This is a genomic window from Pantoea sp. X-Soil-OKNW-713 (assembly GCF_059730685.1).
This window is the reverse complement of record NZ_AP035995.1, coordinates 850,794-874,317: the sequence shown is the minus strand read 5'-3', so window position 1 is coordinate 874,317 and position 23,524 is coordinate 850,794. Positions and strand designations below refer to the sequence as shown.

General features: G+C 56.2%; 24 protein-coding genes. 16 read left to right on the top strand and 8 right to left on the bottom strand.

The features are described 5' to 3' along the window. Positions 1–50 precede the first annotated feature (50 nt). From gluQRS to panD, 6 genes are all read left to right on the top strand, one after another. Positions 51–980 (top strand): tRNA glutamyl-Q(34) synthetase GluQRS, encoded by a 930-nt coding sequence (gluQRS, locus tag AC6I8R_RS03890; RefSeq protein ID WP_497831929.1) that lies wholly within the window; start codon positions 51–53, stop codon positions 978–980. A 38-nt stretch (positions 981–1,018) separates the two neighbouring features. Next, a complete protein-coding gene (pcnB, locus tag AC6I8R_RS03885; protein WP_415174596.1) occupies positions 1,019–2,428 on the top strand; it encodes a polynucleotide adenylyltransferase PcnB in 1,410 nt (469 codons plus the stop codon). Continuing rightward, complete coding sequence (folK, locus tag AC6I8R_RS03880; protein WP_415174577.1) at positions 2,425–2,904, top strand: 2-amino-4-hydroxy-6-hydroxymethyldihydropteridine diphosphokinase; 480 nt, start codon at positions 2,425–2,427, stop codon at positions 2,902–2,904. Before pcnB ends, folK begins: the two co-directional genes overlap by 4 nt. 75 nt (positions 2,905–2,979) lie before the next feature. After that, positions 2,980–3,774, top strand: a complete 795-nt coding sequence (gene panB, locus AC6I8R_RS03875) for a 3-methyl-2-oxobutanoate hydroxymethyltransferase (RefSeq protein ID WP_021184690.1) — start codon at positions 2,980–2,982, stop codon at positions 3,772–3,774. A 15-nt stretch (positions 3,775–3,789) separates the two neighbouring features. Continuing rightward, positions 3,790–4,644, top strand: coding sequence for a pantoate--beta-alanine ligase (panC, locus tag AC6I8R_RS03870; RefSeq protein ID WP_021184691.1), 855 nt, complete (start codon positions 3,790–3,792; stop codon positions 4,642–4,644). Positions 4,645–4,672: 28 nt separating this feature from the next. Further along, a complete protein-coding gene (panD, locus tag AC6I8R_RS03865; protein ID WP_013507914.1) occupies positions 4,673–5,053 on the top strand; it encodes an aspartate 1-decarboxylase in 381 nt (126 codons plus the stop codon). Between the two features lie 93 nt (positions 5,054–5,146). On the opposite strand, the gene AC6I8R_RS03860 is transcribed toward panD, so the two are convergent. The 3 genes from AC6I8R_RS03860 to hpt all read right to left on the bottom strand — a co-directional run bounded on the left by AC6I8R_RS03860 (position 5,147) and on the right by hpt (position 7,575). Then, entirely contained in the window at positions 5,147–5,917 is a 771-nt protein-coding gene (locus tag AC6I8R_RS03860) for an ABC transporter permease (protein WP_021184692.1), read from the bottom strand. Next, complete coding sequence (locus AC6I8R_RS03855; protein ID WP_013507912.1) at positions 5,914–6,840, bottom strand: ABC transporter ATP-binding protein; 927 nt, start codon at positions 6,838–6,840, stop codon at positions 5,914–5,916. Before AC6I8R_RS03855 ends, AC6I8R_RS03860 begins: the two co-directional genes overlap by 4 nt. 198 nt (positions 6,841–7,038) lie before the next feature. Next, on the bottom strand, positions 7,039–7,575 hold the full coding sequence (hpt, locus tag AC6I8R_RS03850; protein WP_021184693.1) for a hypoxanthine phosphoribosyltransferase: 537 nt from the start codon (positions 7,573–7,575) through the stop codon (positions 7,039–7,041). 155 nt (positions 7,576–7,730) lie between these two features. On the opposite strand from hpt, the gene AC6I8R_RS03845 reads away from it, so the two are divergent. Beyond that, entirely contained in the window at positions 7,731–9,011 is a 1,281-nt protein-coding gene (locus AC6I8R_RS03845; RefSeq protein ID WP_208724809.1) for a cystathionine gamma-synthase family protein, read from the top strand. On the opposite strand, the gene cueO is transcribed toward AC6I8R_RS03845, so the two are convergent. Further along, the gene (cueO, locus tag AC6I8R_RS03840) at positions 9,008–10,621 is read right to left on the bottom strand and encodes a multicopper oxidase CueO (protein WP_497831928.1); all 1,614 of its coding nucleotides are present in this window, start codon (positions 10,619–10,621) and stop codon (positions 9,008–9,010) included. The genes AC6I8R_RS03845 and cueO overlap by 4 nt on opposite strands. A 175-nt stretch (positions 10,622–10,796) precedes the next feature. Here cueO and AC6I8R_RS03835 point away from each other — a divergent pair, with 175 nt between their 5' ends. The 3 genes from AC6I8R_RS03835 (at position 10,797) to speD (ending at position 12,952) form a co-directional block, all read left to right on the top strand. Next, the gene (locus tag AC6I8R_RS03835) at positions 10,797–11,144 is read left to right on the top strand and encodes a YacC family pilotin-like protein (RefSeq protein ID WP_013507908.1); all 348 of its coding nucleotides are present in this window, start codon (positions 10,797–10,799) and stop codon (positions 11,142–11,144) included. 109 nt (positions 11,145–11,253) lie between these two features. Next, positions 11,254–12,117 carry a polyamine aminopropyltransferase gene (speE, locus tag AC6I8R_RS03830; protein WP_497830092.1) on the top strand — a complete coding sequence of 288 codons (864 nt, stop codon included), beginning with the start codon at positions 11,254–11,256 and terminating at the stop codon, positions 12,115–12,117. 28 nt (positions 12,118–12,145) lie between these two features. Further along, positions 12,146–12,952: an adenosylmethionine decarboxylase gene (gene speD, locus AC6I8R_RS03825; RefSeq protein ID WP_415175721.1), complete on the top strand. Its 807-nt coding sequence runs from the start codon at positions 12,146–12,148 to the stop codon at positions 12,950–12,952. A gap of 49 nt (positions 12,953–13,001) precedes the next feature. Here speD and AC6I8R_RS03820 read toward each other — a convergent pair whose 3' ends face one another. From AC6I8R_RS03820 to dtnK, 3 genes are read right to left on the bottom strand one after another with little or no spacing between them, the layout of a single operon-like run. Continuing rightward, complete coding sequence (locus AC6I8R_RS03820) at positions 13,002–13,763, bottom strand: DeoR/GlpR family DNA-binding transcription regulator (RefSeq protein WP_021184700.1); 762 nt, start codon at positions 13,761–13,763, stop codon at positions 13,002–13,004. A gap of 6 nt (positions 13,764–13,769) precedes the next feature. Further along, complete coding sequence (locus AC6I8R_RS03815; RefSeq protein WP_021184701.1) at positions 13,770–14,750, bottom strand: D-threonate 4-phosphate dehydrogenase; 981 nt, start codon at positions 14,748–14,750, stop codon at positions 13,770–13,772. Then, positions 14,743–16,014 carry a D-threonate kinase gene (dtnK, locus tag AC6I8R_RS03810; protein ID WP_021184702.1) on the bottom strand — a complete coding sequence of 424 codons (1,272 nt, stop codon included), beginning with the start codon at positions 16,012–16,014 and terminating at the stop codon, positions 14,743–14,745. Before dtnK ends, AC6I8R_RS03815 begins: the two co-directional genes overlap by 8 nt. A 192-nt stretch (positions 16,015–16,206) precedes the next feature. Here dtnK and AC6I8R_RS03805 point away from each other — a divergent pair, with 192 nt between their 5' ends. The 6 genes from AC6I8R_RS03805 to AC6I8R_RS03780 all read left to right on the top strand — a co-directional run bounded on the left by AC6I8R_RS03805 (position 16,207) and on the right by AC6I8R_RS03780 (position 23,065). Next, the gene (locus AC6I8R_RS03805; RefSeq protein ID WP_497831927.1) at positions 16,207–17,355 is read left to right on the top strand and encodes an iron-containing alcohol dehydrogenase; all 1,149 of its coding nucleotides are present in this window, start codon (positions 16,207–16,209) and stop codon (positions 17,353–17,355) included. Between the two features lie 17 nt (positions 17,356–17,372). Further along, the gene (locus tag AC6I8R_RS03800) at positions 17,373–18,257 is read left to right on the top strand and encodes a dihydrodipicolinate synthase family protein (protein ID WP_415175722.1); all 885 of its coding nucleotides are present in this window, start codon (positions 17,373–17,375) and stop codon (positions 18,255–18,257) included. 60 nt (positions 18,258–18,317) lie between these two features. Continuing rightward, positions 18,318–19,271: a phosphoglycerate dehydrogenase gene (locus tag AC6I8R_RS03795; protein WP_497831926.1), complete on the top strand. Its 954-nt coding sequence runs from the start codon at positions 18,318–18,320 to the stop codon at positions 19,269–19,271. Between the two features lie 29 nt (positions 19,272–19,300). Next, complete coding sequence (locus AC6I8R_RS03790) at positions 19,301–20,620, top strand: MFS transporter (protein ID WP_021184706.1); 1,320 nt, start codon at positions 19,301–19,303, stop codon at positions 20,618–20,620. Between the two features lie 73 nt (positions 20,621–20,693). After that, a complete protein-coding gene (locus AC6I8R_RS03785; RefSeq protein WP_415175725.1) occupies positions 20,694–22,025 on the top strand; it encodes an MFS transporter in 1,332 nt (443 codons plus the stop codon). Then, complete coding sequence (locus AC6I8R_RS03780) at positions 22,022–23,065, top strand: cyclase family protein (protein WP_415175724.1); 1,044 nt, start codon at positions 22,022–22,024, stop codon at positions 23,063–23,065. Before AC6I8R_RS03785 ends, AC6I8R_RS03780 begins: the two co-directional genes overlap by 4 nt. A gap of 84 nt (positions 23,066–23,149) precedes the next feature. On the opposite strand, the gene yacL is transcribed toward AC6I8R_RS03780, so the two are convergent. Beyond that, positions 23,150–23,512 carry a protein YacL gene (yacL, locus tag AC6I8R_RS03775; RefSeq protein ID WP_415173450.1) on the bottom strand — a complete coding sequence of 121 codons (363 nt, stop codon included), beginning with the start codon at positions 23,510–23,512 and terminating at the stop codon, positions 23,150–23,152. Positions 23,513–23,524 lie beyond the last annotated feature (12 nt).

Here is a 23,524-nt window from a genome sequence, read left to right as displayed (position 1 = left end):
GCACAGCAGGGAAAACCACTGTTTTCCCGCCGTGCGGTGCACATTAAAAAATGTCTAATTTTCCCTGCATTGGGCGTTTCGCCCCCTCTCCCTCTGGTGAACTTCATTTTGGCTCGCTGATTGCTGCAACAGGCAGCTACCTGAGTGCGCGTGCACAACAAGGGCGTTGGCTGGTGCGTATCGAAGATATCGATCCACCGCGTGAAGTGCCCGGTGCCGCCAGCCGCATTTTGCAGCAGCTGGAGCAGTATGGATTGCATTGGGATGGCGAAGTGTTGTGGCAGTCGCAGCGCCATGAGGCATACCGTGAAGCCTTAAACTGGCTACGCGAGCAGCGCCAGAGCTATTTTTGCACCTGTACGCGCAGCCGTATTCAGCAGTTGGGCGGTTTTTATGACGGCCACTGCCGCGATTTGCAGCTCGGATCACACCATGCCGCGCTACGCCTGCGCCAGCATACGCCGGTGTATGGCTTTGACGATCGTCTGCGCGGTCATCTGGTTGCGGATACCCGGCTGGCAGAGGAAGATTTTATTATTCATCGCCGTGATGGCCTGTTTGCCTATAACCTGGCGGTGGTGGTAGATGACCATTTTCAGGGTGTCAGCGAGATTGTTCGCGGCGCGGATTTGATTGAACCAACGGTGCGCCAGGTGGCCCTGTATCAACAGTTTGGCTGGCCAGTCCCTGCGTATCTGCATTTGCCGCTGGCGGTGAATACCGATGGTAACAAACTGTCCAAGCAGAACCATGCCCCCGCGCTGCCCGCGGGCGATGCGCGACCGTTGCTGGTTCAGGCGTTAAACTTTTTGGGTCAACCGGTATCAGAAGGATGGCAGGATGAATCGCTGGAAACCCTGTTAAAACAGGCGGTCGCCCGGTGGAATATCCGTCTGATCCCACAGGAAAACGCCCTGAAGCCGGATGAAACGACAACGCCATTCTCAAATGGTTCGCAACAAGCTATGATTAGCCGCTGATTTTACCAACACCATTAATGTCACTGTCGAGGTGTCCCATTTTTACCCGAGTCGCTAATTTTTGCCGGAGAGTCCTCAAGCGTGACGAGGAGGTGCCTGAAGAGGTGGAAACCGAAAGTCTGATGACCGTCATTCCCCGTGAAAGCCACAACATCTCACGCAAAGATATCAGCGAAAATGCCCTCAAAGTGCTCTATCGCCTGAACAAAGCCGGTTACGAAGCCTACCTGGTAGGCGGCGGTGTGCGCGATTTACTGTTGGGTAAGAAACCAAAAGATTTCGATGTCACCACTAACGCGACCCCGGAGCAGATGCGCAAATTGTTCCGCAACTGCCGTCTGGTGGGACGCCGTTTCCGCCTGGCCCATGTCATGTTCGGGCCGGAAGTGATCGAAGTTGCCACCTTCCGTGGCCATCATCAGATGGATGAAGGCGAAGAAGATCGCAACAGCTCACAGCGCGGGCAAAACGGTATGCTGCTGCGCGATAACATCTTCGGCAGCATCGAAGATGATGCCCAGCGTCGTGACCTCACCATCAACAGCCTGTACTACAGCGTGGCCGATTTTACGGTGCGCGATTATGTCGGCGGTTTGCAGGATTTGCAGCAAGGCATCATTCGCCTGATTGGCGATCCGGAAACGCGCTATCGCGAAGACCCGGTGCGTATGCTGCGCGTGGTGCGTTTTGCCGCCAAGCTGGATATGCGTATTGCGCCGGAGACTGCCGAGCCGATTCCGCGTCTTGCCACCCTGCTGCATGACATTCCGCCCGCACGCCTGTTCGAAGAGTCGCTCAAGCTGCTGCAAGCCGGTTATGGCTACCGCACCTATCAGATGATGCGTGAGTATCAACTGTTCCAGCCGTTGTTCCCGACGTTGACGCGTGGCTTCACCGAACACAGCGACAGCCCGATGGAGCGCATGCTGGCACAGGTGCTGAAAAACACCGATACCCGCCTACAGAATGATATGCGCGTCAATCCGGCGTTCCTGTTTGCCGCGATGTTCTGGTATCCGCAGCTGGAATCTGCCGAACAAATCGCCCAGGAAAGCGGCCTGACCTATTACGATGCCTTTGCTCTGGCGATGAACGAAACGCTGGATGAAGCCTGCCGCGCGCTGGCGATTCCGAAGCGCATCACCACGCTGATTCGTGATATCTGGCAGTTACAACTGCGGATGTCGCGTCGCCACGGCAAACGTGCGTGGAAGCTGATGGAACATCCTAAGTTCCGCGCGGCCTATGACCTGCTGGCGCTGCGTGCCGAAGTGGAAAACAACCCGGAGCTGCAACGTCTGACGCAGTGGTGGGGGGAATTCCAGGCCGCCGCCCCGACGACGCAGAAAACCATGCTGAATACGCTGGGCGACGATCCGGCACCACGCCGTAAACCACGTCGTCCTCGTCGCCGTCCTGCTGCCCCACGCAGCAACAGCGCGCCATGACCCGCGTCTATCTCGCTTTAGGCAGTAACCTCGCCGACCCGCTGCATCAGGTTGATGCAGCGCTGGCAGCGCTGGATGCACTGCCGCACACCACCCGCGTTGCTACGTCGTCGCTGTACCGCACCCCGCCTTACGGCCCACCGGATCAACCGGATTACCTCAACGCGGTGGTGGCGCTGGAGACAGATTTGCCCGCAGAAACCTTGCTCGACCATACCCAGCGCATTGAGCTGGAACATGGCCGGGTGCGCAAAGCCGAGCGTTGGGGACCCCGCACCCTCGATCTGGATATCCTGCTGTTTGGCGATGCGGTGATTAACACGCCACGCCTGACGGTGCCGCATTATGACATGCACAACCGCGCGTTTATGCTGCTGCCGCTGCTGGAGATCGCCCCTCAGTTGACGTTGCCCGACGGCACCCCACTCGCTCCTGTGCTGGCAGCGCTCGACCAAAGCGCGATTCGTTTCTGGTAAAATCGCACGCCAGTCATATCACCTGCACCGCCAATCCTTTACACTGCGCCCATCAGAAAATACTGAGAGAGTGCGATGAAACCCACAACCATCTCCCATTTGCGCCAGTGGAAAGCCAGTGGCCGCAAGTTTGCCACGCTGACGGCCTATGACTTCAGTTTTGCCCGCCTGTTTGCCGACGAAGGTATTCAGGTGCTGCTGATTGGTGATTCGCTCGGCATGACGGTACAGGGCCATGAATCGACCCTGCCGGTGACGGTCGCCGATATCGCTTATCATACCGCCGCAGTGCGTCGTGGTGCGCCACAGGCGCTGGTGATGGCTGACCTGCCGTTTATGAGTTATGCCACGCCCGCACAGACCTTCGACAACGCGGCACAGTTGATGCGTGCCGGGGCCAACATGGTCAAACTGGAAGGCGGTGCCTGGCTGGCAGAAACCGTGCAGATGCTGACCGAGCGCGCGGTGCCGGTATGTGGTCATCTTGGCTTAACGCCGCAGTCGGTGAACATCTTCGGCGGTTATAAAGTTCAGGGCCGCGACGAAGCGGGTGCAGAACGTCTGCTGGCAGATGCGCTGGCGCTGGAAGCGGCAGGTGCGCAGTTACTGGTGCTGGAATGCGTGCCGGTGGCGCTGGCAGAACGCGTCACCAAAGCGCTGGCGATTCCGGTTATCGGTATCGGCGCAGGCAATGTCACCGATGGACAAATTCTGGTGATGCACGATGCCTTTGGCATTACCGGCGGCCATATCCCGAAGTTTGCCAAAAATTTCCTCGCAGAAACCGGCGACATTCGCGCGGCGATTCGCCACTATATTGCCGAAGTTGAGGCGGGCAGCTATCCGGCCGCCGAACACAGTTTCCAGTAAATCAGGAGATGTGCAGTGCTGATCATTGAAACACTGCCGATGCTGCGTCGCGAGATTCGTCGCTGGCGGCAGGAAGGCAAACGTATCGCGCTGGTGCCTACCATGGGCAACCTGCACGACGGACACTTAACGCTGGTCGATGCTGCGCGCGAGCGCGCCGATATCGTGGTGGTGTCGATTTTTGTGAACCCGATGCAATTCGATCGTCCCGACGATCTGGCGCGCTACCCGCGTACTTTGCAGGACGACTGCGAAAAACTGAATCGCCACAGCGTGGACCTGGTGTTCGCTCCCGCACCGGCTGATGTCTATCCCAAAGGCCTGGACACCCAAACCTTTGTTGAAGTGCCGGGACTGTCATCGCTGCTGGAAGGCGCCAGCCGTCCGGGCCACTTCCGTGGCGTCTCCACCATCGTCAGCAAGCTGTTCAACCTGGTGCAACCCAATATCGCCTGTTTCGGTGAAAAGGATTTTCAGCAATTGGCTATCATCCGCAAAATGGTGGCGGATATGGGCTTCGACATCGAGATTGTCGGTGTGCCAACGGTACGTGCCAAAGATGGCCTGGCGCTCAGTTCGCGCAATGGTTATCTCACCGCCGATGAGCGTAAACTGGCACCCGGTTTAAGCCAGGTGATGAACGCTATGGCCGAGCGTCTCAGCAATGGCGAGCGCCATGTCGAAGAGATTATCGAGACTGCCGAACAGGCGCTGCGTGAGAAAGGTTTCCGCCCGGATGGTCTGGCGATTTGCGATGCCGAAACGCTCCAGCCGCTGACCGTCGATAGCCAACGAGCCGTGATTCTGATGGCTGCCTGGCTGGGCAACGCCCGTCTGATTGATAATCAGCAAGTGGATCTGACCCAGTAAGGGATCATTTTTATAAGGTTATACCGCTATGATTCGTACCGTATTACAGGGCAAGCTGCATCGCGTCAAAGTGACCCAGGCAGACTTGAATTACGAAGGTTCCTGCGCCATTGACCAGGACTTTCTGGATGCCTCTGGCATTCTGCAATATGAAGCCATCGACATCTACAACGTCACCAACGGCCAGCGTTTTTCCACCTACGCCATTGCCGCTGAGCGTGGCTCAAAGATTATCTCCGTCAACGGTGCTGCCGCACGCTGCGCCTGTGAAGGCGACATCATGATCATCTGTTCTTATGTGCAGGTGGAAGATGAAGTTGCCCGTAGCTGGCAGCCCAAAGTGGCCTACTTTGAGGGCGATAACGAGATGAAGCGCATCGCAAAAGCGCTGCCGGTGCAGGTCGCCTGATAGCATTGTAGCGGCGCGATTTATCGTGCGATTCCGCGCGGGCTGCCGGAAAAAATCGCGCGATAAATCGCGCCGCTACGTCACAGTTCTGCCTTAGCTTCGCAGTCCCCGCCCACGCTGTATCAATACATACACCAGCGCGTAAAACACCACGATAAACGCCACCAGCACTGACAGGGTCAGCTCCAGCGGTACATCATGGATGCCGAGGAAACCGTAGCGGAAGCCACTGATCATATACACGATCGGATTCAGCTTAGACACCGCCTGCCAGAATGGCGGCAGCAGCGCCAGCGAATAGAACACCCCTCCAAGATAGGTCAACGGCGTCAACACGAAGGTCGGAATCAGGCTGATATCGTCAAAGGTGCGGGCAAATACCGCGTTCAGCAAACCGGCCAGCGAGAACAGAATCGCCGTCAGCAGCAGCGTAACCGCCACCATCGTCCACGAATAGACCTGGAAAGGCACGAAGAACAACGATATCGCTGTCACCAGGATCCCGACACAGACACCACGCGCCACACCACCACCGACATACCCGGCGATGATAATGTGCGTCGGCACCGGTGCCACCAGCAGTTCTTCAATGTTGCGCTGAAACTTGGCGCTGAAAAACGAGGAGGCCACGTTAGCGTAGGCGTTGGTGATTACCGCCATCATGATCAGACCCGGCACGATAAATTGCATGTAACTAAAACCATGCATATCACCGATGCGCGATCCAATCAGGTTGCCGAAGATGATGAAATACAGCGTCATGGTGATCACCGGTGGCACCAGCGTCTGAATCCAGATGCGGGCAAAACGGTTGATCTCTTTGGTCCAGATGCTCTTGAGCGCCACCCAATATAAATGCGTCATGCTTTGGCTCCTGTTTTTCCCTGCACCAGGCTGACAAACAGCTCCTCAAGGCGGTTAGCTTTGTTTCGCATACTCAATACCTGAACACCCTGCGCGCTGAGCTGACTGAAAACGCTGTTCAGCCCCTGCTCACGCATCACCTCAACTTCCAGCGTCGAGGTATCGACGAGACGATACTGGAAACCTTCCAACTTCGGCAGCGGACTGCGCGGCGCTAAATCGAGGATAAAGGTTTCGGATTGCAGCTTAGAGAGCAAACCTTTCATCGAGGTGTTTTCCACCAGCTCACCGCTCTGGATAATGCCGATATTACGGCACAGCATTTCCGCCTCTTCCAGGTAATGGGTGGTCAGAATGATGGTGGTGCCCTGCGCATTCAGCTCCTTCAGGAACACCCACATGGAGCGACGCAGTTCGATATCGACACCCGCGGTTGGCTCATCGAGGATCAGCAGCTTGGGTTCGTGCATCAGCGCGCGGGCAATCATCAGGCGGCGTTTCATCCCGCCAGACAACATACGCGCACGTTCGTTGCGCTTGCCCCACAGATCGAGTTGTTTCAGGTATTTTTCGGCGCGGATATTCGCTTCACGACGTTCCACACCGTAATAACCGGCCTGATTAACCACAATCTGTAATACGGTTTCAAACGGGTTGAAGTTAAATTCCTGCGGCACCAGTCCCAGCTGGCGCTTGGCATTGACCACATCCTTTTCCAGGTCATAGCCGAACACCCGCACGCTGCCGCCAGATTTATTCACCAGCGAGCTGATAATGCCGATGGTAGTGGACTTACCGGCACCGTTCGGCCCCAGTAAGGCATAAAAATCACCTGCTTCCACGCTGAGATCGATCCCTTTCAGCGCCTGTACGCCGCCGGGATAGGTCTTGGTCAGCCCGGAAAGTTCCAGTGCATAAGTCATTGCGAATCCATACCTTGTTGTAATCAGAAATGAGTGACCAGGTGATAAAAGTCGTGAATTTAAAGGAGTTTAGCAGAGATTATGTTACCACTCAGCGCAGCGCGGGGGAAACGCGTGCAGCGCCACCCGTCAGCCACTGGCCGACGGGCTGCGCATCTTATCGCAGGCGGGAAAGGTTAGCCTTGGAAGATTGTGCGGTTACTCGTCGAGCAGCACCACTTTGCCGATGTACGGCAGATGACGATAGCGCTGGGCGTAGTCGATACCAAAACCCACCACAAATTCGTCCGGGATGGCGAAGCCAACATATTCAACGGTGACATCCACTTCACGACGTTCCGGCTTGTCCAGCAGGGTACAGATCGCCAGCGAGTGCGGCTCACGCAGACGCAGGATCTCGCGCACTTTGCTCAGGGTGTTGCCGGAATCGATGATGTCTTCGACGATCAGCACGTCTTTACCGCGAATATCTTCGTCAAGATCTTTCAGGATCTTCACATCACGGGTACTGGACATGCCGCTGCCGTAGCTGGAGGCGGTCATAAAGTCGACTTCGTGCGGCACCTCAATGGTGCGGCACAGATCGGCCATAAACATAAAGGAACCGCGTAACAGCCCGACCAGCACCATTTCACGGCCGCTGTTACGGTAATGGTCGCTAATCTGTTTGCCCAGCTCGGCAATACGGGTTGCGATCTCCTGCTCAGAGATCATCACGTCGACGGTGTGTTTCATTGCATTCAGCCCGGTTAGGTGTCTTAAGAAAGCCACGCAGTCTATCATAGTCCAATTAAGCGCTGACGCCGCGCACACAACGCAAACGTTACCGTGGCGAAAAATATTGCTCTGACGTTAACTGTATAAAAAGCACCCAGCCAACCGGAGACGTTATGACCTCTTCATCCAGCAAAAAATCGCCGCCTGATACCTCTTCGCTCCATCCCGAAACACAAATGCTGAATTACGGTTACGATCCACGCCTGTCGGAAGGGGCAGTTAAGCCGCCGGTATTCCTCACCTCCACCTTTGTGTTTAACAGCGCCGAAGAAGGGAAGGATTTTTTTGATTTCGTCGCCGGTCGCCGGGAACCGCCCGAGGGCCAAAGCGGCGGCCTGGTCTATTCACGCTTTAATCATCCCAATAGCGAAATTGTTGAAGATCGGCTGGCAATTTACGAAGGGGCAGAACGCGCCGCCCTGTTCTCTTCCGGCATGGCGGCGATTGCCACCACCTTGCTGACCTTTGCCCGGCCAGGTGAGGTGATTTTGCATTCACAGCCGCTGTACGGCGGCACCGAAACCCTGCTCAGCAAGACGCTCCATAATCTCGAAATTAAAGCCGTTGGTTTCAGCGATGGCACCGATGAAGAGAAAGTTCACGAAGCCGCTAAACTGGCCTGGCAACGTGGACGCGTGGCGTTGATTTTGATTGAAACCCCCGCCAACCCCACCAACAGTCTGGTGGATATTGAATTGATGGTGGAAGTCGCCGAGGTGATTGCTCAGCACCAGGGTTCCCGCCCGATTATTGCCTGTGATAACACCCTGCTCGGCCCGATTTTTCAGCGCCCGCTGGAACAGGGTGCTGACCTGTCGCTCTATTCCCTGACCAAATATGTCGGCGGCCACTCTGACCTGATTGCCGGTGCGGTACTGGGTAGAAAAGCGTTGATTGATCAGGTACGGTCGCTGCGCAGCGCCATTGGTACCCAGCTTGATCCTCATTCCAGTTGGATGATTGGCCGTTCGCTGGAAACATTGTCGTTGCGGATGGAGAAAGCCGCGCACAACGCAGCGTTAGTGGCGGCGTTTCTGCGCGATCAACCGCAGGTGGAGAAGTTGTACTGGCTCCCCTTCCTCGATAAAAACAGCAGCGCCGGGGAAACCTATCGTCGTCAGTGCTTTGGCGCAGGTTCCACCTTCTCTTTTGATATTCGCGGCGGTCAGCCTGCCGCTTTCCGTTTCCTCAACGCCCTGAAGTTGTTCAAACTGGCGGTGAGCCTCGGCGGCACCGAATCACTCGCCAGCCATCCGGCCAGCACCACCCATTCTGGTGTCGCCGCCGAAGTACGTCAGCGTATTGGTATCACTGACGCCACCGTGCGATTATCCATCGGCATCGAACATGCCGATGATTTAATTGAAGATATCCGGCAGGCGTTAGCCAGTTAAGTCACGGTAAAGCCCAGCATCATGCCGGTGTCTTCATGTTCCAGCAGGTGACAGTGCGCCATGTAGGCATGTTCAGCGCTGGCGACATAGTTGAAGCGCACCAACACCTCACTGCGCCAGCCATCGACGCTGACCATATCTTTCCAGCCCTGGCGGTGTGGAGCCGGCGGCTTGCCATTTTCTGACAGAATACGGAACTGGGTGCCGTGGATATGGAACGGGTGCAGCATGCTGTCGCCTTCGCCGGAGATGGTCCATTTCTCCATGCTGCCAAGTTTCGCACCGAACATCGGCTTCGCCATATCAAAGGCAACGCCATTGATTTTGTTCCCATTATGAAAATCGTAACCCGGCGCAGCCTTAGCATGACCGCTGTGATCCATCGCCATGTTGCCGTGATCCATCTGCATGCCGCCCATGTCCATCTTCATGTCCATCGGCTTTTTGTCGGCTGGCATGGCCATGCCGTGATGATTACCCATCGCTTTTGCCCCGTAGCGATCCATCAACGCCTGCATCCCCTGGCTGTCGAGCTGCGGGTCCATCATCAGTTGCAACCAACGGGTTTGCAGCCCCTCGGTCGCGGGTACTGGCGGCAGATCCACCAGCTTATCCGGCAACGCGCCGCTCGCCATGACACGCAGCGGCAGGATATTCACCAACGGCAGTGGCTGATCGAACGGGGCCAGCATCATACCCATCTGTGTCACTGGCAGCGTCACCATATCAAAGGCGTTGCCGTCGGAAGTATCGACCATCACTTCAAAACGTTCGCCTGGCAGTAGCGGCAGGCTCTCCACCTTCACCGGTTCCGCCAGCAAACCACCGTCGCTGCCAATCACATATAACGGACGTTTATCGCTGGTGGCGATATGCAGTGAACGGGCGTTACATCCATTCAACAGACGCAGGCGCAACCAGCCGCGAGGCACCGCATGTTGTGGATATTGCGCGCCGTTGGTCAGCATCATATCGCCGAACCAACCCACTGCCGCGCGCATAATATCCAGTTGATATTCGATGCGGCTGCCATCTTTCGTTAGCTGCTTGTCCTGGAAAATCAGGGGGACATCGTCAACGCCCCACTGGATGGGCAGGCGCAATTTGCCGGATGCGTCATCCTGAAGCAGCACCAGTCCAGCCAGCCCCTGAGCGACCTGATGGCCGGTTTTGCCATGCTGGTGGGGATGAAACCAGCAGGTCGCTGCGGGTTGATCCGGGGTAAAACTCACCTGCCGGGTTGCTCCGGGCGCGATGACCGCCTGAGGCCCCCCATCCACCGCACCGGGTACTTCCAGCCCGTGCCAGTGGACGGTCGTCGCTTCCGGCAGACGGTTATGGATATTGACGTTCACCGGTTTACCGCGCTGCAAGGCAATGGCGGGGCCGAGCAGGCTACCGTTGTAGCCCCAGGTCGGTACCGCTTTGCCGTTCCACTGGCTGGTGCCTGCCTGAGCGATAAGGTTATAGGTGCCGTGCGCATCCGCTTCCAGCAGAGCGGGGATCGGCAATAAAGGGCGCGTGGCAGCCATCAATGAGCGGCTCCACAGGGGCAGGGCACCTGCCGCGCTGAGAGCAGCAGTCAGCTTCAGAAAATGACGACGTTGCATATTCATATCCTTATTGTGCATAAGACCTCAGCGTAAACCTTGCCCCTGCGGGAGGGTCAAGCCCTGCTGTATAATGCAGCGAAAAAATTGCGATGTGCGGCACGACGGCAAATTTATCGGAATCCTGCCAGTATCTGTGCTAACGTCAGTTTATTGTCCCTTGTTGAGAATGATTATGACGAAAAGCATCAAGATCCTGCTGCTGGCGGGACTCCTTGGCTTCTCCTCCACCAGCTTTGCCCTGAGCGAATCCGAAGCGGAAGATCTGGCTGATCTCACCGCAGTATTTGTTTATCTGAAGAATGATTGCGGCTATCAGGACTTACCCGATGCGCAGATTCGCAAAGCACTGGTGTTCTTCGCCCAGCAAAACCGCTGGGATCTGAGCAACTACAGTACCTTCAACATGAAAGCGCTCGGCGAAGACAGCTACAAAGATTTGAGCGGCATCGCCATCACCAATGACAAAAAATGTAAGTCACTGGCACGCGACTCGCTAAGCCTGCTCGCCTACGTGAAATAACCCGCCGCCCCGCTCTGCTGCTGAACATTTGACCGTGCAACCACGGTCATAATTCGCTATGATTTGCCGCCCATTTTCATGGCGATGTCATCACAGGAGAGCCTCAATCATGGCCCAAAATGAAATGTGGTATGAAACCCTTCATGCCGGTTTCGGACAGTATTTCACGGTGGATAAGGAACTTTACCGCGAGAAAACTGCGCACCAGGATTTAGTCATCTTTGAAAATGCGGCTTTCGGTCGCGTTATGGCGCTGGATGGCGTGGTACAAACCACCGAGCGCGATGAATTTATCTATCATGAAATGATGACCCATGTGCCGATTCTGGCGCACGGGGCGGCAAAGCGTGTGCTGATTATCGGCGGTGGCGACGGTGCCATGCTGCGCGAAGTATCACGCCATGCCAGTATTGAACAGATCACTATGGTGGAGATCGATGCCGGGGTGGTGAACTTCTGCAAACAGTATCTGCCCAACCACAGCGCGGGTGCCTATGACGATGCGCGTTTGCAGCTGGTGATTGATGATGGCGTCAATTTCGTCAACCAGACGCCGGAGAAATTCGATGTGATCATCTCTGACTGCACCGACCCGATCGGTCCGGGAGAGAGCCTGTTCACCTCAGAATTCTATGCCGGCTGCAAAAACGCCCTCAACCCGGGCGGTATTTTTGTCGCACAGAACGGCGTCTGCTTTTTACAGCAAGACGAGGCGATTAACAGCCATCGCAAACTCAGCCACTACTTTTCCGATGTCAGCTTTTACCAGGCAGCGATTCCGACCTATTACGGTGGCATCATGACCTTTGCCTGGGCTAGCGACAATCCGGCGCTACGTCAACTTGATAGCGCCACCTTGCAGTCGCGTTTTGCGGCCGCTGGCCTGCACTGCCGTTACTACAATCCGGCAATCCACACTGGCAGCTTTGCCCTGCCGCAATATCTGCTGAATGCCCTGTCAGACGTGCGCTGACCGGATATTTATAAGGGGGTGAACGAAATTGCAAAAGCTAAAACTACATGGCTTCAATAACCTGACAAAGAGCCTGAGTTTTTGTATTTACGATATTTGCTATGCAAATACTGAAGCCGAGCGTGATGGTTACATCGCCTATATTGATGAGCAATACAACGCCAACCGTCTGACGGAAATTCTGACGGAGACCTGCTCGATCATCGGTGCCAACGTGCTCAACATCGCACGCCAGGACTATGAACCACAGGGAGCAAGCGTGACCATTCTGGTCAGCGAGGAGCCGATCGATCCGAAAGACATCGATAACTCAGAACATCCCGGCCCGCTGCCCAACTCCGTCGTCGCGCACCTCGATAAAAGCCATATTTGCGTGCATACCTATCCGGAGAGCCACCCGGAAGGCGGATTATGCACCTTCCGCGCCGATATTGAAGTCTCAACCTGCGGCGTGATTTCACCGTTGAAAGCGTTGAATTACCTGATTCACCAGTTGGAATCTGACATCGTCACCATTGACTATCGCGTGCGCGGTTTTACCCGTGATGTGAATGGCGTGAAGCACTTTATCGACCATGCAATTAACTCGATTCAGAACTTTATGTCGGATGATATGAAGTCGATGTATGACATGCTGGATGTGAACGTTTATCAGGAAAATATCTTTCACACCAAAATGTTGCTGAAAGAGTTCGATCTGAAGCATTACCTGTTCAACACCAAACCGGAAGATCTTAGCCCGGAAGAACACCAGCGCATTACCGGCTTGCTGTGGAAAGAGATGCGGGAGATCTACTATGGCCGCAATATTCCGTCGGTGGGTGTTAAATCGTAATTGATCGCGTAGCGGCGCGATTTATCGCGCCGCTACGGGGTTTTCGCCCTTATTCCGTCAGTTGCAGCGCAATTCCACGTTCCCGTAGATTGCGACACACTTCGTCATCCAGGCGCGCATCGGTCACGATATCGGTCAGACTCTCAATCGGCGCAGCACAGAACAGTGACCATGAACCGTATTTGCTGCTGTCGGCCAGCAGAATCCGGCGACGCGCATTCGCCAGCAAATCCATCTTCAGCCCGGCCTTCTCTTCGGTTGGCGTGGTAATGCCGCGTTCGATACTCCACGAGTTACAGCTGACAAAGGCCACATCCGGGTTGATGCTACGCAGCAGGCGGCGACCATGTTCACCGATGCATGACTGGCTGGAATCATCGATCCGCCCGCCAATGATGGTGACTTCAATCTGTTTAAATTCAGACAAAAACAGCGCGATGTGCAGGTCGGCAGTGATCACCCGCAGCGGTAAATGGGTCAATTGACGCGCCAGCTCCAGCATGGTGGTGCCAGCATCCAGTACCACCGCATCTCCGGACTGTACAAAACCGGCTGCAAAATGAGCGATCGCCTGTTTTTCCGCCAGGTTACGCTGCATCTTTTCCAGAGTGGTTGGCTGGGCGGGGATAAAGCGATTAAGGGTAACGCCGCCGTGACTACGGCTAATCACGCCTTCTTTATCCAGCTTGATCAGATCGCGGCGAATAGTGGCCGGTGAGGCAGAAATAGCGCTCACCAGCTGTTCAACAGTAACCAGATTATGGCTTTTCAGATAGTCCATAATCTGGTCGAGGCGACTTTGTCCCTTCATATTTCCCTATGCAAGTTGCATCGCGAGTTTGATGGAGATCGCCATGCTCGCAGAGTTCGCCTTACCTGTCCAGGCGATATCAAAGGCGGTGCCGTGGTCCGCAGAAGTACGGATAAACGGCAAACCGGCTGTAATATTGACGCCATCATAAAAACCAAGCAATTTCAGCGGGATATGCCCCTGATCGTGGTACATCGCCACCACCATATCATACTGGCCTTGCTGGCATTGCAGGAATACCGTATCCGGCGGGCACGGGCCATAAACATCGATGCCTTTTTCCTTCATCGCTTTAATGGCCGGTGCCACGGTGGTGATCTCTTCATCACCAAACAAACCGTTCTCACCGGCATGCGGGTTAACCCCGGCAACCGCAATACGCGGTTTGTCGAATCCGACGCGGCGCAGGAAAGTATCTGCCATGCCGATCACCGTCTCAATACGCGGACGATTGAGGGTGTCGAGGAATTTACGCAGCGCGATATGCGTCGTGACGTGAATCACCTTCAGATGATCGGTGTACAGCACCATCGCGTAATCTTTGGTGTTGGTCAGTTGCGCCAGCAGTTCGGTGTGGCCGGGATAGATATGACCCGCCGAATGCAGGGCTTCTTTGTTCAGCGGCGCAGTCGCAATCGCCTGCACTTCCCCAGCCAGAGCCAGTTCGGTGGCACGTTTCACGCAGCGCCATGCCAGATCGCCCGCTTCTTTCTGCACCACACCGGGTTGCAGCGCTTCCGGGTTCGCCAGCGGCTCGTCAATCACGTTGATGATACCCGGCGCAAAATGCGCGTCTTTTACCTGGTCCAGCACGCGCAGCTCAGCCTGCGGCGTAATGTTCAATCCCATCACCCGACGCAGCGTTGCGGCACAGCCCACCACCACCGCCGGCACACCGGCCAGCTCGCCTTCCGCCAGCGCTTTAATGATGATCTCCGGGCTGATGCCCGCCGGATCGCCCATGGTCACCGCAATAATTTTATTCACTCGACATCTCCTCAATAAAACGAATGGCTTCTACCAGGGTGTTTTCGTCGCCAAAGCCACCCGCTTTGGTCATCACCGGCAGGTGTAAATCACTATTAAGCAGAACCCCGTGCGGCACACAGCCCGCCACCAGACCCTGAATTTGAAAACCGCTGGCCCCCAGCGCCTGTGCCACAGCAATCGCCACATCCCCACCGGAGAGATACAGCCCGGCAGGCTGGACGTTGCGGCACACCGCTTCGGTCAGTTGGGCCAAAAACTGGCAGATACGCTCGCCCAGTTGCTGGCGGGAAACCTGTTGCTGCTGGCACAGCCTGTCAATCTCATGACGCTGTGCGGCATGTTGAGTGGTGCGCACCACGCAGTGTTCACCCATGCGCAATGCCTGCTCCATCGCCTGCTGCCAGTTGCTGGCCTGCGGCCATGCTGGCTGGGCAAACAACTGACGGATATCAATATCGATAATGCGAATCGCCCGCTGGCTATTGAGACGATCAATCTGCTGTTGGGCAATGGCGCTCATCGAGCCCACCACCGCCAGCACCGGCCGCGCCTCCCGGCCTGCCAGATACTCACCCAGCGCGTCACCCAGACCAGATGCCCCGGCCAACAGTGGACGCGTTGACAGCGCGGCTGCCGCCTGCATCAAAACGCGTAAATCGGCGTCCTGCTCAATATCAATCACCACCAGCCCCTGCTTCCCTGCCAGCACCTGCGCCAGCTTGCCGCTGCGTAGCGTGTCGATGTTGATCACTTCACCTGGCAAATCGCTCTGCATCTGCAAGCGCGTCAGCACATTGCTGCTGGTAACGGGCGTTTTCGGGTCGCTGGCAAATTCGGTGTCAGTCAGGCGCTGCTGATTGATCCACACCTCGCCCCCTCGCGTGGTGCGCCCCAGCTTTGGTACCGCAGGCACGACCAGCGCCAGCGCTTTGCCACTGGCCGCCATCGCTGCGGCGATTTCCGCACCGGGGTTGCCACGTAACGTGGAATCCATCTTCTTAAACAACCAGCCATCCTGCGCAATCGCCTGATGCTGCTGTACCGCGCGTTCAGTGCGTTGCGCGGCCTCGGTGGCACTGACTGCCCGGCTGTCGGTGCTAATCACCAGTACATCGGCGGCATTGGCATCATGCGGCGTATCGCTATTAAACAGCACATGCACGCGCGCCCCTGCCCGGGCCAGACCGCTTCCGGCATCGTTAGCGCCGGTAAAATCATCGGCAATCACCAGAACCGGCGTTTTCCAAGGTTGTGAACGCATCCTCTCTCCTGTAACGGGCAGCTTGCCGTGTTGAGATTGATTATATTCAATCACGATTGATTATATGTGAGCAAGATCAAATTAATTGAAATCAATATGCCCTATAAATTCAGGCACAGTTAGTGACAGATATCGCAGACTGATGAGCAAAACCAATCAATCAGCGCGATAACATCGGGAAAAGGGTACGAAATGAATATCAACAGCACCGTGATTAGCGGCTATCAGGCACTCAATGACCTCAGCTACCTGCTGAAAGGTCGGCAGAAAGCGCTGCTGGTCACTGATAAGAATATAGAGGGCATCCCGGCAGTCCAGACGTTGATTGCCCAACTGAAGCAGCACATTGCCAGCCTCAGTGTGGTCAACAGCGTGCCGCCAGAACCCAGCCAGCATGATGTGGCGGCGATTGTTGCTGCCCTGCCGACGACCGATGTCGATCTGGTGATTGGCGTAGGCGGCGGTAGCGTACTGGACGTTGCCAAACTGCTCTCTATTCTGTGCGTGAAAGGCGCGCCTACCCTTGAGGCCCTGCTGGCCGGGGAAAAACCGCTGACCCGCACCACTTCGCTGCTGATCCCGACCACCGCAGGCACCGGTTCAGAAGCCACGCCGAACGCCATCCTGGCGATCCCGGAGAAAGAAACCAAAGTTGGCATTATTACTCCGGTGATGCTGCCGGACTATGTCGCGCTGGTGCCGGAGCTGACCACCAGCATGCCACCACACATCGCCTCTTCTACCGGCATTGATGCGCTGTGCCACCTGATTGAGTGCTTCACCGCCACGGTCGCCAACCCGGTGAGTGATAACTACGCGATGATTGGCATGAAAAAGCTGTTTGCCAGCCTGGAAACCGCCGTTGCCGAGCCGGGTAATCTTGAAGCGCGTCTGAATATGCTGTGGGCGTCATATTACGGCGGCGCATCGATTGCCCACGCCGGTACGCATCTGGTGCACGCGATGTCTTATCCGCTGGGCGGCAAATATCACATTCCGCACGGCGTGGCGAACGCCATCCTGTTGGCACCCTGTATGCGTTTCGTCCGCCCGGCAGCAGTGAGTAAATTTGCTCAGGCTTATGACCTGCTGCCTGACGCCGACCAGACTCTGGATGAAGAAGCGAAATCGCACGCGCTGGTTGAGTACTTCGCCACGCTGGTACAGCGCCTGAAACTGCCAGCCAGCCTGGAAGAGCTGGGTATCGGCCCGGATCACCTGCCCTATCTGGTGGAAGCCGCGCTCGACGTGCAACGCCTGATGAAGAATGTACCGATGAAAGTGAGCGCCGATGACGTGCGAAACGTCTACCTGACGCTGTTTCCGGCATTGAATCACTAAGGACTATCGAGGAAATCATGAGCAACAAAATTCAGGGCGTACTGACCGCCATTGTCACCACCTTCGACCGCGACGGTGCCTTTAACCCTGCCACACAACGTGAGCAGGTGAAGCGTCAACTGAGCGCCGGTAACGGTATTTTCTGCGGCGGCACCAACGGTGAATTCTTCGTGCTGAATGAGCAGGAGAAACTGGCGGTCACTGAAACCTGCGTGGATGAAGTGAACGGCAGCGCGCCTGTAGTGGCACATATTGGCGAGATCTCCACCCGTGAAACCATCCGTCTCGGTAAGCAGATTGAGAAACTGGGTGTTGATGCGGTATCGGTGATCACCCCGTACTTCGTGCCGTTGAAGCAGGATGAGTTGATTTACCACTACCAGACGGTGGCGGATGCGCTGAACGTGCCGCTGTTCCTCTACAACATCCCGGCGCGTACCGGCAATACCTTGCAACCGGAAACCGTGCGCACGCTGGCGTCACATCCCAACATCATCGGTATCAAGGACAGCGCGGGCAGCTACGAAAGCCTGAGCGGTTTCCTGCAAGCCGCCAAAGGTATCGATAATTTTGACGTGCTGAATGGCCCGGACTCGTTGATTCATCAGGGCTTTGTTGATGGCTGCTCAGCCTGCATCTCCGGCCTTGCCAACGTGGCACCGAAAGAGATCAACGCCATCTGGGCACGCTTCCACGCCGGCGATATCGAAGGTTCGCGCCTGGCACAGGAAAACGTCACCGGCTTACGCACCGACCTATACAGCGTCGGTTTCTCACCGGCCGCGGTGAAAAAGGCGGTTTCTCTGCTCGGTTATAACGTCGGTGACAGCCGCTATGCGGTGCGTTTCACTGCCGAAGAAGAGCAGAAGATCCGTCAGATCGTGAACCAGTATTTGCAGTAATGGCCGTCAGGGCAGCGTGTGCTGCCCTTGCCTGTTCCACTTTTTACACCGGGAAGCGTTATGAAAGTCATCTGTACCTCACCATCATTCGCTAAATATGACGCAACGCCAATCACCACGTTGCAACAGCAGGGTTTTGAACTGATCACCCTGCCCGCCGATGCCCCGCTCAGCGCGCTGGAGCCGCATCTGCCCGACACCGTGGCGATGATTGTCGCCTTTACCGACGTCAATGAAGAACTATTGAGCAAAGCGCCACAGCTGAAGATTGTCTGTAAGCACGGCGTAGGCGTCGATAACATCAATCTGGAAGCCACCCGCGCACGCGGTATTTACGTGACCAACGTGCCGGATGCCAACAAGCATGCCGTGGCTGACTTCGCTTTTGCTTTGATCCTCAACAGCGCCCGTCAGGTCACCCAGGCGGCGGTGGAAACCCGTGCCGGCAACTGGCCGCGTATTTTTGCCACCGACGTTTACGGCAAAACGCTGGGCATCGTTGGGCTGGGCAACATTGGTAAGCAGGTCGCACTGCGCGCCAAAGGCTTCAACATGCGCGTGGTCGCCTTCGATTTCTACCCGGATGAGAAATTCGCTGCGGAACATGGCATCGAATTCGTCAGCATGGATCAACTGACCGAAGCGAGTGACTTCATCACCCTGCATACCCCGCTGACCAATGAAACGCGCAACCTGTTTGATGCAGCACGTATCAAACGGATGAAGAAAAGCGCATTCCTGATCAATGTATCGCGCGGTGGCGTGGTGAATGAACAGGATCTATTCCAGGCGTTGCAGGACAACGTGATCGCCGGGGCGGCTGCGGATGTCTTTGAGCAGGAACCTCTGGCCGAACATCCGCTGTTCACCCTGAGCAACTTTATTCCGACCTCACATATTGCGGGCTATACCGACGGGGCGATCAGCGCCATCGGCGAACGTTGCGTGACGCAAATTGTGCAGTGCATTAAACAGGGCGAACGCCCGGTTAACGTGATGAACGGGCTGGCCTGAGGGCCGCCCCCCTGAATCGAGTGATTATTATGAATACACCCTCACGCTCGACCCGTATTCGCTGGTGGATCGCTGGCCTGATGTGGCTGGCTGTCGCCATTAACTATATTGACCGTACTGTACTCTCTGCTGCTGCCCCGCATCTGATCAAAGAACTGGAAATCAATCCAGAGATGATGGGCGTAATCATGGCCGCGTTTTTCTGGTCGTACGCACTGCTGCAAATTCCGGCAGGCTGGTTTGCTGACCGTTTCGGCCAGAAAAAAGGGCTGGGAATTGCCGTTGGCTGGTGGTCAATCGCCACTATGGCAATGGGCCTGGCAACGGGCTTTAAATCGCTGCTGGCGCTGCGTCTGGCCCTGGGTGTCGGTGAAGCGGCGGCCTACCCGAGCAACGCCGGGATCGCAGCCCGCTGGTTCCCGGACCGCGAACGCGCCACCGTCTCTGGTTTGTTTGACAGCGCCTCCAAATTTGGTGGCGCCATCGCCATGCCGCTGATTGTATGGATGATCGCCATGTTTGACTGGCGCATCACCTTCCTCGCTATCGGTGCGGTCGGTCTGTTCTGGGTAATTGCCTGGTACTTTATCTATGCCGAGAACCCGGAAGACCATAAGTCGATCAGCCGCGATGAAGTGCACCTGATCCGTGATGGCCAGGCTAACAAGCACGGTGATAAAAGCGTGCTGCCGATGAAGTGGTACAAGCTGCTGCGCTATCGCAATATCTGGGCAATGTGCATTGGCTTCTTCACCATCAACTACACCTCCTATTTCTTTATCACCTGGCTGCCGACCTACCTGGTGAAAGATAAAGGCATGGACTTCCTGAAAATGGGGATGGTGGCAGCACTGCCGTTGATTTGCGGCATGGTGATTGAAGTGCTGGCTGGTTGGGCATCCGACCGGATGGTGCACAACAAAGTCCTGTCGCTGACCGCGACGCGCAAATTGTTCCTGACCATCGGCCTGGTGATGGCGCTGTGTATCGGTTTTGCGCCCTTCACTGACTCGGTATTTATGACGGTGCTGCTGCTGTGCATCGCCAAATCGGGTACCACCGTAGCAGCTTCCCAGGTGTGGGCGTTGCCGGGTGACGTGGCACCGAAAAACAGCGTGTCGATTGTCGCCGGATTGCAGAACACCGTGTCCAATATGGGCGGCGCGGTTGGCCCGATCATTACCGGCGCTATCGTGGGTGCCACCGGCCATTTCACCTGGGCACTGGTGTTCTCCGCCGTGCTGGTGGTGATTGGCATCCTTAACTACCTGTTCCTGATGGGCAAAGTTGAACCTATCGTGGATGAAGAACAGGTTCATCATTCACAAACCCTGACCAGCGGCGCGTAAGCGCCCTGACTCGCCGCATCGTCCTGATGCGGCGTTCCCTACAACTCACTATAAAAAACAATTGGAGGCGATGATGTCGCTGAATTCCAATGGAGCATCTGCTGCTGTTTCGGCAAGAAAAGGGAAATTTCGTTTCATCATTCTGACGGTGCTGTCTGTCGGCATCGCCATCAACTACATCGACCGCGCCGCAATGAGCGTCGCCATCCCGTTTATGAGCCAGGAGTTACACTTCTCGCCCACCGACAGCGGGTTGCTACTCTCCGCCTTTTTCTGGAGTTATGTGCTGTTCCAGTTACCAGGCGGTTGGCTGGTGGATAAACTCGGCCCACGCATCACTTTTGCCCTCAGTAGCCTCGGCTGGGGACTGGCAACGGCGGCCTGCGGCCTGGCCAGCAGCATCGCGGCGCTGGTGGGTTTCCGTTTTGTCCTCGGCGCGGTCGAAGCCCCCAGCTATCCCGCCAGTTCCTCGACGGTGACACGCTGGTTCCCGCGCCAGGAACGCAGTTTCGCCGCCGCCACCTTTAACAACGGCAGCAAAATTGGCGGCACCCTGGCGATTCCGATCATCTCGTTTTTGATTGCGCTGGTTGGCTGGCGTATGACCTTTGTCATCTCCGGTCTGGTGGCGGTGGTCTGGGCGCTGGCATGGTATCTGTGGTATCGCGATCCGCGGGAACACAAGGCCGTCTCCGCAGAGGAAGTGGCGTTTATTGAGGCCAATCAGGACCCGCAAAACGGCGAACCGATGAGCGTACGTCAGTTGCTGGCACAGCGCACCGTGCAGGCGATGATGGCGGGTTTCTTCTGCATCAACTTCGTTTCCTATTTCTTCTTCACCTGGTTCCCAACCTATCTGGTGGAAACCTTCCATCTTTCGCTGATGAAGTTCGGCCTGCTGGGGATGCTGCCGGGTATCGCCGCGATTGTCGGTGGCTGGTGTGGCGGTTTGCTGTCGGATTCGTTGGTACGCCGAGGTTATTCACTCAGCGTGGCGCGCAAAATCCCGCTGGTCGGTGGGATGCTTGGCAGCGCCACTATCGGCCTGGCGGCCTTTTCCCCGACGGTAGGTCTGGCGCTGTCTGCGCTGTGCTTTGCTAACTTTGCCGCAACCTTTGCTTCGGCGGCTTTGTGGGCGCTGCCGTCAGACGTGGCACCCAACCGCGCCAATGTCGCCACCATTGGGGGTATCCAGAATATGGCGGCCAACCTTGCTGGCATCATTTCACCGATTCTGATCGGTGTGATCATGCAGTTCACCCATTCGTTCGTGATTCCGCTGGAAATCGCTGGCGTCATCGGTGTGGTCGGCGCGCTGGTGTATGCCTTCTGGCTGCCGCGCGTGCAGCCGATGGGCGTGGCCGACAACGCTGCGCCGAATGGCGCATTGAGGAGAGAAGTATGAATAGCCGTTGGAAACAACGCCCGCCCCACTCCACCTGGGGTGATTTTGGCCCCGATGACCAGTTAGGTCGCCTCAATCTACTCACGCCACAAAAAGTGCGGGAAGGTGTGGCGGAAGTGCAGACCGGAGAAACCTTTTGCCTGAGTTTGCCGCTCGATTTACCGGGCGGCACGGCGATGAACCCACGTCGTCCACCGCCGCAGCTCAACGCCACAAGGCGTGGTGAACACGCCAATATGACCTATCCGCTGTCGCGTGATAATCCACAGTTGAGTGATGTGATTTGCGACGACACCGTGACGCTGGCGCTGCAATATTCCACCCAGTGGGACAGCCTCGCACATATGGGACAATGGTTTGACGTGAACGCGAACGGCGAGCCGGAGATGGTGTTCTACAACGGCTATAAAGCGAATGTCGATATCGTCGGCGAAACCGACTACCGCGCCGGGTGTGGCTGCCACCACGGTAGCCATCTGGGAGCCAAAGCGCTGGGCATCGAAAATATGGCGCAGCACGGTATTCAGGGACGTGCGGTGATGATCGATATCAAGCGCCACTTTGGCACCGAGCGTTTTGCCTTTGGCTATACCCATCTGCAACAGATTTTGCAGGCTGACGGTATTGAAGTGCGCCCTGGCGATCTGGTGTGTTTCCGTACCGGCATGGATGAGGCCATTCTGTCGATGCAAGGCGAGCCAGATATGACTTTCCTTAACAGCCACTTTGCCGGGCTGGACGGCAGCGATGCGCAATTGCGGCAGTGGATTGTAGAAAGCGGTGTTGTGGCGCTGATTGCCGACAATCCGGCGGTGGAGATGCTACCGGCACGACCGTTGAACGATGATTTTTATCCGTCGCATCCGTTGCATGATCTCTGCCTGTTCCGCCTCGGGGTGTATCTCGGTGAGTTGTGGTTGCTGAGTCCGTTAGCAAACTGGCTGGCGCACCACCAGCGGCACGCATTTCTGCTGACGGCCCCGCCGCTGCGGCTACCTGGCGCAGTGGGATCGCCTGCTACGCCGGTTGCTACCGTATAATCCATCTCTGTAGCGGCGCGATTTATCGCGCATTTTGTAACCCCGAGATCAAAAGAGCGCGATAAATCGCGCCGCTACAGGTCATTATTTTCCCGCTAAAAACTGCCGATACGCGGTAATCACCGCCAGAAAATCCTCAACACCGCAAAACGCCAGGCTCTCTTCATCGTAATAGGTCATGCCTTCTTCCAGCCCGTCATCCTCGAGTGCCAGCTGGTTGGCGCGAATCATCACCTCTTCTTCATCCAGCCACAGCGTATATTCATGCCCGACACGTTGCCACTGATGATGGGTGCCTTTCACCTGCTGCACGGCAGCTTCGACTTCATCCAGCAGGGCCAGATTCTCATCCACCTCTTCGTTGAACCAGTGCCCCACCGCTTCGTGGTCCATCGACATACGCACTTTGACCTTACCGGTCAGATCGCGCAAAAATTCATATTCCATGAGTTTTACCTC

What these genes read in the sequence shown, in the direction of transcription:
- gluQRS (WP_497831929.1), top strand. Translation starts at nt 51, where the DNA reads ATGTCTAATTTTCCCTGCATTGGGCGTTTCGCCCCCTCTCCCTCTGGT.
- folK (WP_415174577.1), top strand. Translation starts at nt 2,425, where the DNA reads ATGACCCGCGTCTATCTCGCTTTAGGCAGTAACCTCGCCGACCCGCTG.
- panB (WP_021184690.1), top strand. Translation starts at nt 2,980, where the DNA reads ATGAAACCCACAACCATCTCCCATTTGCGCCAGTGGAAAGCCAGTGGC.
- panD (WP_013507914.1), top strand. Translation starts at nt 4,673, where the DNA reads ATGATTCGTACCGTATTACAGGGCAAGCTGCATCGCGTCAAAGTGACC.
- AC6I8R_RS03860 (WP_021184692.1), bottom strand. Translation starts at nt 5,917, where the DNA reads ATGACGCATTTATATTGGGTGGCGCTCAAGAGCATCTGGACCAAAGAG.
- AC6I8R_RS03855 (WP_013507912.1), bottom strand. Translation starts at nt 6,840, where the DNA reads ATGACTTATGCACTGGAACTTTCCGGGCTGACCAAGACCTATCCCGGC.
- hpt (WP_021184693.1), bottom strand. Translation starts at nt 7,575, where the DNA reads ATGAAACACACCGTCGACGTGATGATCTCTGAGCAGGAGATCGCAACC.
- AC6I8R_RS03845 (WP_208724809.1), top strand. Translation starts at nt 7,731, where the DNA reads ATGACCTCTTCATCCAGCAAAAAATCGCCGCCTGATACCTCTTCGCTC.
- cueO (WP_497831928.1), bottom strand. Translation starts at nt 10,621, where the DNA reads ATGCAACGTCGTCATTTTCTGAAGCTGACTGCTGCTCTCAGCGCGGCA.
- AC6I8R_RS03835 (WP_013507908.1), top strand. Translation starts at nt 10,797, where the DNA reads ATGACGAAAAGCATCAAGATCCTGCTGCTGGCGGGACTCCTTGGCTTC.
- speE (WP_497830092.1), top strand. Translation starts at nt 11,254, where the DNA reads ATGGCCCAAAATGAAATGTGGTATGAAACCCTTCATGCCGGTTTCGGA.
- AC6I8R_RS03820 (WP_021184700.1), bottom strand. Translation starts at nt 13,763, where the DNA reads ATGAAGGGACAAAGTCGCCTCGACCAGATTATGGACTATCTGAAAAGC.
- dtnK (WP_021184702.1), bottom strand. Translation starts at nt 16,014, where the DNA reads ATGCGTTCACAACCTTGGAAAACGCCGGTTCTGGTGATTGCCGATGAT.
- AC6I8R_RS03805 (WP_497831927.1), top strand. Translation starts at nt 16,207, where the DNA reads ATGAATATCAACAGCACCGTGATTAGCGGCTATCAGGCACTCAATGAC.
- AC6I8R_RS03800 (WP_415175722.1), top strand. Translation starts at nt 17,373, where the DNA reads ATGAGCAACAAAATTCAGGGCGTACTGACCGCCATTGTCACCACCTTC.
- AC6I8R_RS03795 (WP_497831926.1), top strand. Translation starts at nt 18,318, where the DNA reads ATGAAAGTCATCTGTACCTCACCATCATTCGCTAAATATGACGCAACG.
- AC6I8R_RS03790 (WP_021184706.1), top strand. Translation starts at nt 19,301, where the DNA reads ATGAATACACCCTCACGCTCGACCCGTATTCGCTGGTGGATCGCTGGC.
- AC6I8R_RS03785 (WP_415175725.1), top strand. Translation starts at nt 20,694, where the DNA reads ATGTCGCTGAATTCCAATGGAGCATCTGCTGCTGTTTCGGCAAGAAAA.
- AC6I8R_RS03780 (WP_415175724.1), top strand. Translation starts at nt 22,022, where the DNA reads ATGAATAGCCGTTGGAAACAACGCCCGCCCCACTCCACCTGGGGTGAT.
- yacL (WP_415173450.1), bottom strand. Translation starts at nt 23,512, where the DNA reads ATGGAATATGAATTTTTGCGCGATCTGACCGGTAAGGTCAAAGTGCGT.